At 39.1% G+C, this 11,430-nt stretch carries 10 protein-coding genes and 1 pseudogene; 1 reads left to right on the top strand and 10 read right to left on the bottom strand.

What is annotated here, in order from left to right:
* Nucleotides 1–336: 336 nt before the first annotated feature.
* Together HT669_RS02080 and HT669_RS02075 are read right to left on the bottom strand one after the other, a co-directional pair.
* Complete coding sequence (locus HT669_RS02080) at nt 337–1,419, bottom strand: N-acetylmuramoyl-L-alanine amidase family protein (protein ID WP_000868697.1); 1,083 nt, start codon at nt 1,417–1,419, stop codon at nt 337–339.
* Nucleotides 1,420–1,431: 12 nt separating this feature from the next.
* On the bottom strand, nt 1,432–2,670 hold the full coding sequence (locus tag HT669_RS02075) for a caspase family protein (protein WP_000722389.1): 1,239 nt from the start codon (nt 2,668–2,670) through the stop codon (nt 1,432–1,434).
* A gap of 92 nt (nt 2,671–2,762) precedes the next feature.
* Here HT669_RS02075 and HT669_RS02070 point away from each other — a divergent pair, with 92 nt between their 5' ends.
* Entirely contained in the window at nt 2,763–3,617 is an 855-nt protein-coding gene (locus tag HT669_RS02070; RefSeq protein WP_000427006.1) for an Rgg/GadR/MutR family transcriptional regulator, read from the top strand.
* 124 nt (nt 3,618–3,741) lie between these two features.
* Here the strand turns inward: HT669_RS02070 and HT669_RS10960 are convergent.
* The 8 genes and pseudogenes from HT669_RS10960 to HT669_RS02035 form a co-directional block, all read right to left on the bottom strand.
* Nucleotides 3,742–3,953, bottom strand: a pseudogene (locus HT669_RS10960) (IS3 family transposase); the annotation flags it as partial.
* Between the two features lie 88 nt (nt 3,954–4,041).
* On the bottom strand, nt 4,042–4,389 hold the full coding sequence (locus HT669_RS02065; protein WP_000395510.1) for a type II toxin-antitoxin system RelE/ParE family toxin: 348 nt from the start codon (nt 4,387–4,389) through the stop codon (nt 4,042–4,044).
* Nucleotides 4,379–4,666: a type II toxin-antitoxin system RelB/DinJ family antitoxin gene (locus tag HT669_RS02060; protein ID WP_001101480.1), complete on the bottom strand. Its 288-nt coding sequence runs from the start codon at nt 4,664–4,666 to the stop codon at nt 4,379–4,381. Before HT669_RS02060 ends, HT669_RS02065 begins: the two co-directional genes overlap by 11 nt.
* A 163-nt stretch (nt 4,667–4,829) precedes the next feature.
* Nucleotides 4,830–5,441 carry a 30S ribosomal protein S4 gene (gene rpsD / locus HT669_RS02055; protein WP_000092760.1) on the bottom strand — a complete coding sequence of 204 codons (612 nt, stop codon included), beginning with the start codon at nt 5,439–5,441 and terminating at the stop codon, nt 4,830–4,832.
* Between the two features lie 194 nt (nt 5,442–5,635).
* On the bottom strand, nt 5,636–6,688 hold the full coding sequence (locus tag HT669_RS02050; RefSeq protein WP_000769775.1) for a HAMP domain-containing sensor histidine kinase: 1,053 nt from the start codon (nt 6,686–6,688) through the stop codon (nt 5,636–5,638).
* Nucleotides 6,685–7,383 (bottom strand): response regulator transcription factor, encoded by a 699-nt coding sequence (locus tag HT669_RS02045; RefSeq protein ID WP_000520643.1) that lies wholly within the window; start codon nt 7,381–7,383, stop codon nt 6,685–6,687. Before HT669_RS02045 ends, HT669_RS02050 begins: the two co-directional genes overlap by 4 nt.
* 166 nt (nt 7,384–7,549) lie before the next feature.
* Entirely contained in the window at nt 7,550–10,249 is a 2,700-nt protein-coding gene (locus tag HT669_RS02040; protein ID WP_172924277.1) for a PavB family fibronectin-binding SSURE repeat adhesin, read from the bottom strand.
* Between the two features lie 115 nt (nt 10,250–10,364).
* Nucleotides 10,365–11,381, bottom strand: coding sequence for a glycosyltransferase family 2 protein (locus HT669_RS02035; RefSeq protein WP_000771879.1), 1,017 nt, complete (start codon nt 11,379–11,381; stop codon nt 10,365–10,367).
* Nucleotides 11,382–11,430: the final 49 nt, after the last annotated feature.

Genomic DNA, 11,430 nt, shown 5'->3' with positions numbered 1-11,430 from the left:
TTTGGAACGCTTTTTAAAAACTAAATGACTATAAAACTTTTTTCCCAGATTTTTGTTTACTACTAAAGTTCACAATGGGTCTAATTTTTAAAATACTCTTGTTTAATTTTTGTAAGCAGATTGTTAGTAAAAGAGAATAACCCTGCTAAATTTCTGATCTACTTTATTCTATAGTAAAATGAAATAAAAATAGGACAAATCAATCAGGACAATCAAATCAATTTCTAGTAATGTTTTAGAAGTCCAGATGTACTATTCTAGTTTCAATCTACTATATATTATTCACTGACTAAAAAAGAAAACCTACCTTCTCAGTAGATTTTCTCTGTTTAAAATTTATTTCCAAGCGCCACTGGCATCTACATAGTAACCATCAGGTGTATAGGTGTTGTGAAGCATCTTACCAGTTGAAGCAAGGTAGTACCAAGATCCACTATCTTTTACCCATCCTGTTACCATAGAACCTGAGTTGTTTAGATAATACCAAGATCCACTATCTTTGATCCAACCTGTCGCCATAGAACCTGAGTCCTTTAGGTAATACCAAGAGTTATTATCATATAGCCAATTGCTAGCAATCATAGCTCCTGATGATTTAAAGGCATACCAGTTGCCACCCTGATAGAGCCAAGTTTGATTGAACATGACTCCTTTATCATTCATAAAGTACCAAGTTCCCTTGTCCTTAACCCAAGCATTTTTAACTAATTGACCTTGTTTTTGATAGTACCACTTTTCACTGTAATTCTTTTTTAGCCAGCTTTCTGCTTTTAGAATCGGATAAAGTATTTTGAAGGCTCCTCCCCCTCTGTAGGAATGACTGATAACTCCTGGTTTTTGAAGTTTCAATTCTACATAGTCGTCTTCCCAAGCAAACACTTTTTGACCATTGAGAGTCTCTGGTAAGGTAGCAGTGTAGGTCTTAGTTTGATAGTCCCATTTTGCATCAAGGTAGGTGTGTTGATCATTTGATTCGTCAATACGGAAGTAACCACTCTTTCCGCCATCATTATATACATCATCTACTACTTTAGTGGACCAGGTCTTTACTTCATTTCCGCTCTTGGCTTCTACCTTGATATCTCCTCTATAGCCATAAGGTACATAGAAATTCAGGTAACGCCCCTCTGTACCGACCATAGATTTGTCCTTTTCTTGACCTAGGAAATTGATAGTCTGATCTTGACCATTGAGACTAACCGTCCACTCGATTTTCTCAGTTTTTGGCAAATCCAAGACTTTGATATCCACTTCATGGCCATTGTTAAATCGAAGAATTTTGCCATCTTGATACTTAACCCCACCCTTAATAACCCATTCTTCTTCCAACTCAAAGGCTTGACCTGAATGAGGGAAAGCTAATAAAGCTAGACCTGCTAGAGATAAACCAAATAGTGTGATTTTTTTTGATACTTTCATTTTCTTAACTCCTTATTTTTGGAATAAAACAAATTGACTGTTTTTAGGATAAACTGATACATGTTGCTCTTCGTGAATTTGTGATGCAGCTTCAAGGACTAGAGGATAAGAGTATTGATACAGTTCCTCTAAAGTAATTTTTCCGTTAGTATTGGTGTCTGCCATAGGCGAAATCATTCTATTTTGAAGTGAATCCCAACCTGTACCCATTGCCCAGTATCTGGTGGCAAGACTACCTACTCCGACTACACTATACGATTCTTCGCCTTTCCAAGAGGCACATAGTACGAGGAATTTAGAATCAAGCATTTCACCATTCTTGCTTGCTACATCTCCTGTTGAAAATCCTGCCAAAAATGCTTGTTCATCAAATTTTTCTTCAGACTTGGAGGCAACCTTTTTGTCTGACTTACCTACATCTATAATTGTTCCTGAATAGCAACAATCCAGCATAACCACAAACTTACCTTTATATTGTTTCAGTATAGATGCCAATTCCCAGCCTGAAAATGTCTGACCATCGCTACCAAGATAGATTCTTCCGTCTCTTCCTCCATGACAAGTAAGGTAAAGATAGTTCACATCGCTTTCGATAGAAGATTTGAAAAGCTCTTGCGTTTTTGCAATAATCTCGGACTTAGTTTTATCTGGGAAACGAACAACTTTACTAAAGTTTTGGTTACCAAAAACCTTTTCCATAGCATTAACGTCTTCGATAGGTACTGCTCTCGTTGATGTTTCACCAAGAACTAAAGCACGGCGATTAATCGTTTGTCTTGCTCCACTACTAGCAAAGAAATAAGTATCATCTCCAATATTGTGCCAACCTGTCTGCATAGCACCGCTGGCAGCCAAATAATATTGTTTTCCTTCGATAGTCTGTAGGCCAGTTTGCATGACACCGCTAGTATTTAAATAGTACCAACTACCAGAAATCAAACACCATCCTGTTTTCATAGCACCACTAGTATCTAGATAATACCAATTTCCATATTCATTAAACCAACCTGTTTTCATCCAACCTTCACTATCAAAATAGTACCAGGTTTCATTGATCTTTTCCCACCCGTTTTTAGTGTAAGAACCGTCAGAGTGTTTATACCACCAACGGCTATTCGATTGAATCCAACTGCCATTAGAGTGACTATAAGACTTGGGAGAGATAGATTCTTGAGCAGAAACTGGACTATTTACTGGTAGTGTTGCCACTAGGCTCAGTAAAGCAACTGATGACAATAAAATTTTTTTCATAATCATATTGTCCTTTCTGTTTTATTTTTGTATAATCATATCACAAATAAAAAAACAGGTTTTATTTTTTGCAGAAATGGAAGAGGAATACTATGGAAAATTTTGGAGCAGTTTTAAAGGATATCCGTATTTCAAAAAATTTTCGTCTTAAAGATTTGGCTTGTGATAAGATTAGTGAGTCAACTATTTCTCGTTTCGAAAATGGGATTACAAAATTATCTATTGATCATTTTTACATATTGTTAAATCGCCTGGGGATATCATTTTCGGAATTTGAAGAATTAGTTCATTGCTATTATTCCAAAAAAGAATGCTTTTTTGAAGAATTAGAACATGCTGTAAACTCTTCAGATATCATTTTGTTACAAGAACTAATAAAGAAAATAGAGCTAAAACAAAAGCAGGAAAGAAGTTTATGCAATTTTCACATAAAATTGATTGCTGAACAACAGATTAATCGCCTTGTAAATCTTCCTTATAATACATCTAAATGCAATGAGATAATAAAGTATTTGCTTTCGGTAGATACTTGGATGGAGTATGAACTGAAAATTTTTTATAATTCGGTGTTTTTTATGAACACTAAAACCATAAGCTTATTATATAGAGCGGTAATCAAGAAAACACGACATTTTTTAAAAACAAATATGGGAACACATAGAGTAATTCCTTTATATTTATTTAATTTAGAATTATTATTAAAAAATAATTTGTTAAATAACGCTCAATTTTTTATAGATGATTTAGAAAATTTACTGACCAGACAAGGATATTATTTTGAAAAGAATTATTTACTCTTCCTAAAAGGTATTTATCTTATAAAAACTAATCAAATAGAGTTAGGTAAAAAAGAATGTTCTAAAGCTATGAGAATATTTAAGGAATATAATGATAGTGATACAATAAATGAATTAAACCAGAAATTTAAGCTAGATCTAACAATTTAATTGTTAAATGATATTGTTTAGAGATATAATTCCTAAAAAATTAGACAAATAATTTATCTATAAGATTTGGTTCTGTATTACACTGAGCTAAGTCTTTCTTAGTTTTAATACATTTGTTATTATATAGGCTTTTATTGATTATTTCTTGTTTTAATTCAGGGGAATAGTAACGATTCTTCCCATTTTTAACACTCTCTATTCCATAACGATCAATTCATCTTGTCACATACCTTAGCCCGAAACATCTACACAAAATCTTTTTGAAAGCTGATTAAAGATTTGTACTTGCTTTCTAAGTTCATAGATCTGAACCTTAACCTCATTTGTCAATCCCATAATAAAAATAAGGACATTCCAATTGAACTGCACCCCAAAAGTTAGACAGAAAAAATCTAACTTTTGGGGTGCAGTTCATATATAGGCGCTATTTTTTCTTGAACAAGCGGATGTAGTCCTGTTTGCTATGAATAATATCTGATACAAAGACAGCTTTTCTGTCCTCTAAAATATGATAGAATGCTAGGTAATCTCCTAAAATGATGCATCGAGTTTTGTGGGGTGGGTATATAATCCCTCCTACTCTTTCGTCAGCATCAAATCCTGCTTCTGGGAAGACTTCAAGACGCTCCAAACCATAAAGAACATTCTTAACTGTGTTTGCTCCTGCCTGTTCTGAAAAGTAGTTAGCTGAGATATAATCTTTAATACCTCTTAGCTGTTCTTGTACCGTTTCGGAGATAATGATGCTATATGCCTTCTCGTTAAATTCCAAGGTTAGCCCTCACTTCATCAAGACTGTAAGTTCTTCCATGTTCTAAATCCTCAAAGCTACGAGCAATTTCAGCACGCAACCTTGATAGAAGTTCTTCTCTTTCTTTATCTACTTGAGTTTCAAATGGCAAGGCTTTATTTTCTACAATGTGTTCTAAAAACAAGTTAAAACTGGCTGTCATATCAAGATTTTGCGCTGTGATAATAGCTTTAGCTTTCTCTAACAAGTCTCTGTTAGTCTTAAAATTTACCTGTGTGTTTTTTTCTAAAACATTCATGGTAGCACCTCCTTTAGACTATTATATCACTTTGGACTATATCGGTCTAGTTATGTCTCAACGATTATAGCTGGATACTAAGAGAAATCAAAAAAGCACTCTAGGATAGAGGCCTAAAGTGCTTAGTTTCAAGGCTTTACAGCCTATCATATTTAATAAAATATTACAACATCTTGTTGTAGAATTCAACGACAAGTGCTTCGTTGATTTCTGGGTTGATTTCGTCGCGTTCTGGCAAGCGAGTCAATGAACCTTCCAATTTTTCAGCGTCGAATGATACGAATGCTGGACGTCCAAGAGTAGCTTCTACTGCTTCAAGGATTGCTGGAACTTTCAATGATTTTTCACGAACTGAGATCACTTGACCTGGAGTTACGCGGTATGATGGGATATCAACGCGTTTCCCGTCAACAAGGATGTGACCGTGGTTTACGAACTGACGAGCTTGACGACGAGTAGTCGCAAGACCAAGACGGTAAACAACGTTATCCAAACGACGTTCCAAAAGAAGCATAAAGTTGAAACCTAGGATCCCGCCTTTGATTTTTGTAGCTTGTACGAACAAGTTACGGAATTGTTTTTCACCTACACCGTAAGTGAAACGAAGTTTTTGTTTTTCAGCCAATTGCAAACCGTATTCTGACAATTTAGAACGGTTGTTTGGTCCGTGTTGTCCTGGTACGTAGTTACGACGTGCCAATTCTTTACCTGTACCTGTAAGTGAAAGGCCAAGGCGACGAGATTGTTTCCAAGATGGTCCTGTATAACGTGACATGTGAATGTCCTCCTGATATAAATAATATTTCGGTGGAAATAGTCACTTAGAAAGCCCTGATTCGTGCAGATGCCCTTCGCCTAAACAGCCAAGGTTACTTATCATAAGACACCTGTTGACGAGCTTCATGCTTTCCTGCTGATATTTCACACAAAATCTATTTTACCATGAATAGCTGGATTTGTAAAGGGGTTTTAGGCTTTATTTTCACTACCAGAGAGATTGAGAAGGAGGGTAAAGGTACTTCCTAGACCGTACTGGCTGCTGACTGTGATTTCCCCACCCAATTGATGAGCCAATTCACGCGCAATCGCAAGACCAAGACCATGCCCACCTGTTTTCATGTTACGCGAAGTTTCGACACGATAAAGGCGTTTGAAAATATTCTCCAAATCCTCTGGGGCAATGCCCTGCCCCTCATCGGTCACACTGATTGAAAGCTGGTTCTTCTCCAGCTTAGCCACCACTTCCAGCTTGGTTCCTGGAGCAGAGTATTTAAAAGCGTTATTGAGCAGATTCACCAAGATACGAGAAAGCTTAGCATAATCTCCTTCAGTCCGGGCAGACTCTGGGATTACCTGCAAGTGGACATCTCTTCTCTCCTGCTCAATCAAAAACTGAAATTCACTCATGCACTCAATCAAGAGCTGATCCAGAAAAATGCTGTCTTTGCTGGTCGTTTCCACCTGATTTCTAGCTGTGTTTAGGGTCAAAAAATTCAACTCCTCAACCAGTTTATTGAGTCTTTCCGTCTGGCGTCCAATGGTTGCTAGATAATGGTCCTGTTCTCCTTCCTTGATAACCCCATCCAAAATCCCTTCTACCGTCGCTTGGATTGAAGTGATAGGAGTCTTGATATCATGCGACAACTGGGCAATCATCAAGCCCTTTTCTCGTTCGCTTTCTTCCAAGGAATCAAAGCTTGCCTGCAAATCATGGGACATTTCATTAAAAGCTTGGCCTAATTGTTGAAATTCTAAAGGGCCTTGAACCTCCAAATTTGAAGGAAAATCCTTGTCCGCTACCCGCCTGGCATGCTCCTTGAGTTTGCCCAACGACGTAAAGACCGGCGATAGGAGAAAGAGACTAATCCCAGCACCGACAAGGCTGGCAACGATGGTCATCCCAAGCAAAAAGTAAATCTCGCCTTTCGCAATCAGCATTTTTTGAACAGCCCAAAAAACAACCAAAATGGTTAAGAGGGTTGAAATAATATATCCAACCAAAATATAACTTTTTAGTTTCATGTTTGTCCTCTCGGTTTCTCTATCTTATATCCCAACCCCCAAACTGTCTTAATAGTGGGCGTTTGGTCACTACTATATTTTGCCAACTCCTGTCGAAGAGCATGGATATGCACATTCAAGGTATTGGTGTCATCCACATAGTCTTCTTGCCAGACTTTTTCATAGAGGTCTGTCTTGGAGAAAACTCTCTCTGGATTGCTAGCTAAAATCCACAGCAATTCAAATGATTTAACAGTTAAATCCAGCATTTCTTCTCCTATTTGAACTTCATGACTACTATGATTCATTTTTAGATTGCCAAGGGAAATCAGCTCTGTTTCGCCCCCACGATGAAGGCGGCGCAAAATATTATGGACACGCAAAACCAGCTCACGTGGGCTAAAAGGCTTAGCAATAAAATCATCTGCTCCCAAGCTCAGGCCGTAAATCTTGTCCTGTTCACTGGTCTTAGCAGTAATAAATAGGAAAGGTTGCTCTGGTGATAAGTATTGAACCTCACTGATTAAATCATAACCATCCATCCGAGGCATCATGACATCTGTGATAATCAAATCAATCGGTTTTTTCTTGAACAGCTCTAGCGCTTCCAGTCCATCATGGGCTACCAAGACCTGATAACCTGCCTGAATTAAGTATCTCTGATGAATATCGGTGATTTCTACCTCGTCGTCAACGAGTAAAATTGTCTTTCCCATCTGTCTCTCCTTTGATAAAAACAGTGCTATACTGCTTTAAGTATAACACTATTTTTATTGTTTTACGATGATTTTAATCTGCTATTGAAAGAAAGTCCTGATTGCTGATTGAGTTGGTAAACTAGCCTTAGTCAGCCCACTATCCATCATTTATTTCCTTAGCTGATTAGTTTTCTTCTTTTTTGTTTTTCAAACCTAGACCACCGAGTAAACCTACAAGCGCAAGCCCAAGGAAACCAATACTTGCCATTGATGTTTGAGCTTCACCAGTATTTGGTAGCATAGCTTTATCATCTGACATCATCTTGTCTGACATCATCGTATCAGACATCTTGTTAGCAGAAGCAGCCATATTTTCACCTGCCATCGTATTGGTAGAGCTTGTCATGGTGTCAGCAGGCATGCTATCTGTAGTACTTGGAGCTGGAGTCTCAGTCTTCATACCTGATTTTTCCATTTGGTCATTTGCTGGCATTGCTTTATCAGTCTCTTTGGCTGGTGCCATCATGTCCTTATGGTCAGCAGCTGTTTGATGAGTCGCACCTGTAGCAGGATTGTGATTCATCGGAGTCACGCCAGAACCAGAGTTAGAAGATGAGAATGAAGCATTTGCTGTGTCTGATGTTTCTTTAACATTTATCTTAATAGTAACTTTTTTAGCTGCTACGACATTTGTCAAATCTACTTTACCATCTTTGTTGCCATAGACATTGACTGTAGCGCTGTAGGTTTTAGTGCCGTTTGCTCGAAACTGGTCAATGAGTTCTTGTTTTTCTTTGCCAGCCACGTTTCCGTCCAAGGCTACTTGATAGAAGTATTGCCCTTTGGTCTTCACGTTTTCGCCTAGTGGAGATAGGGCTGGGTTTTTAGCGTCGCCATTATCTGACCATGGAGCCTTGTCAGATGCCTTAAGCAAGAGACGAGTCAACATGCCATCACCTGCGAATAGTTCGTATGGAATCACATGGTTGACACCTGCTGTGAATGGACCGTCACCCTTGGCTTGTTCTAGGTAGGCTGCTGGAACATCGATACTGTCTTTAACGTTGTCTGCAACGGCTTTTTGAACTGTTTCTTTAGAAATTAAACCGTTTATGTTAATAGTAACTTGTTTAGCTGCTACGACATTTGTCAAATCTGCTTTACCATCTTTGTTGCCATAGACATTGACTGTAGCGCTGTAGGTTTTAGTGCCGTTTGCTCGGAACTGGTCAATGAGTTCTTGTTTTTCTTTGCCAGCCACGTTTCCGTCCAAGGCTACTTGATAGAAGTATTGCCCTTTGGTCTTCACGTTTTCGCCTAGTGGAGATAGGGCTGGGTTTTTAGCGTCGCCGTTATCTGACCATGGAGCCTTGTCAGATGCCTTAAGCAAGAGACGAGTCAACATGCCATCACCTGCGAATAGTTCGTATGGAATCACATGGTTGACACCTGCTGTGAATGGACCTTCACCCTTGGCTTGTTCTAGGTAGGCTGCTGGAACATCGATACTGTCTTTAACGTTGTCTGCAACGGCTTTTTGAACTGTTTCTTTAGAAATTAAACCGTTTATGTTAATAGTAACTTGTTTAGTTGCTACGACATTTGTCAAATCTGCTTTACCATCTTTGTTACCATAGACATTGACTGTAGCGCTGTAGGTTTTAGTGCCGTTTGCTCGGAACTGGTCGATGAGTTCTTGTTTTTCTTTGCCAGCCACGTTTCCGTCCAAGGCTACTTGATAGAAGTATTGACCTTTGGTCTTCACGTTTTCGCCTAGTGGAGATAGGGCTGGGTTTTTAGCGTCGCCGTTATCTGACCATGGAGCCTTGTCAGATGCCTTAAGCAAGAGACGAGTCAACATGCCATCACCTGCGAATAGTTCGTATGGAATCACATGGTTAACACCAGCTGTGAATGGACCGTCACCCTTGGCTTTTTCTAGGTAGGCTGCTGGAACATCGATACTGTCTTTGATGTTGTTTTTAACTGCAGATTTGACATCGCTTCTTGTTACAAGACCGTTCAAGGTAATATTGACTTTACGTTCCTTGACAACCTTATTCAAATTTGGTTTATCACCGGCTGCTTCATAGACAGTCAGGGTAGCTTCATAGGTATTTGTACCATTAGTACGAAGTGTATCTAATAAATCCTGATCTTGCTTACCTGTAGTGTTACCATTCAAAGATACTTGATAGTAATACTTGCCATCAGGTAAATTTTTCACTGGTGGAATTTTTTCATTTTTATCCTTACCATTATCTGACCATGGAGCCTTGTCAGATGCTTTGAGCAAGAGACGAGTCAACATACCATCTCCTGCGAAAAGTTCATATTTAAGCGGTTTGTTTACACCAGCCAAGAAAGGACCGGAAGCTTTGGCTTGTTCTAGATAGCCCGCTGGGACATCGATACTGTCTTTAACATCCTCATCGACAGCTTTTTTAATATCTTCTGGACTTGCTTGTTTCCCATCCACATCAGCTGTATCTACAGCTTCTTTTAAGACATCTGCTAGCTCTGAATTTTCTTGAGCTTCTTCACCTTTTTCAAAAAGTGTATCCAGACGAGAAGGGCTTGTCTCCTCGCTCACTTCAGTTACTTCTGTAGGTGTAGAAAGTGAGTTCGTATTTCCAGCAACGACCTCAGGTTTCGCTTGAGCAAGAACAGTATCTCCCTGAGTTTCTGCTAAGTCACCCTCTTTCGTTCCCGATGTCTCTTCAGGTACAACTTGAGCAGGGGTCGGATTGACCCCATCGGCACGTACAGAACTTGGCTGACCAACTAGGACAAAGAAGCCACTAGCCACAACAACTGAGGCAACACCGACACTGAGACGGCGAATAGACCAACGAGTATATCTTTGATTTGGATTGAATTTCATAGGGTTCTCCTTAGAGTTTTTCTTTATTTGATGACTCTAGTATAATATCCTAAAATTAAAAAGGACTAAGAAAAAGTTAAAATTTTTCTTAAATCCCTCTTATAAAATACTTATATCAATTAAATCCATAAACAGATTTGGTGATTTGATAGACGACATTGGACAGTTTGCGAGCTGGCAAGACTGAATGTTTGGTCAAACGGCTAAGCATGGTCTTACGGATAGCCTGAAAAACCTCTGGATTTTCCTGCTGAATATAGGTCCACAGCTCCCGTTTTTTTGCCAAATGCTCTGCTGTACCTGCTCGATTGAGCAGGGCACTGGAAATCACCGTCGTAATCTCGATATGATTCAGCAGATATTCTCGCATTTTGGGGTGGCTCACTTGGGATAAATCAAGCTGGTCTACCAAGAGTCGATTGACTTTAAGTTGCTGGTCAATGCGCTTAATCATCACTTGCTCATTGACAGACTGGTCCTCACGCCCAATCAAATAACGATAGAAATCGACAGGCAGATAGTACATGGTCTTGACCTGCTGAAGAGGGGTAAAGACAAAGAGATTATCGACATAAAAAGTATGCTCAGGCAGTTGGAACTGGCTAGCACGCAACAAATCTGTCCGATAAATCAGCGAGTGCATCATGATATACTGGCCTTTGGAGAAATTTCCGACCTGGTCCCAGCCAAAAATCTGCCGAACAGGCAAGACTGACTCGTAGCTCATACTCTTCTTACGAGACTGACCTTCCTTTTCGTAAACAAAATTAGTCACAAAGGCGTCAACCTCTTGACCCTTACTCTCAAGTTCCTGCAAGGTTTCAAGAGTTTTCAAGTAGGCACGAGGATCCACCCAGTCATCACTGTCAACTACTTTAAAATAGCGCCCAGAAGCCTCTACCAAGCCACGATTGACCGCACCGCCATGGCCCTTATTTTCCTGATAAATGGCTCTAACGATGTTAGGATACTTGTCGGCTAAACGCTCAGCGATTTCCTGAGTCTGGTCCTGAGACCCATCATTGATAATCAAAATCTCAACTTGCTCACCACCAATCACTAGCGACTCCACACAGTAATGAAGATAGGCTGCAGCATTATAGCTAGGAATGGCGATAGACAATAACTTCATAATCTACTCCTTTAGGGGACTGATTTTTCTTACTCAATGAAAATCAAAG

Source organism: Streptococcus sp. 2100, from assembly GCF_013276335.1.
GTDB lineage: Bacteria > Bacillota > Bacilli > Lactobacillales > Streptococcaceae > Streptococcus > Streptococcus pseudopneumoniae.
The sequence above is the reverse complement of the archived record's forward strand: the minus strand, read 5'-3'. Positions and strand labels throughout refer to the sequence as shown.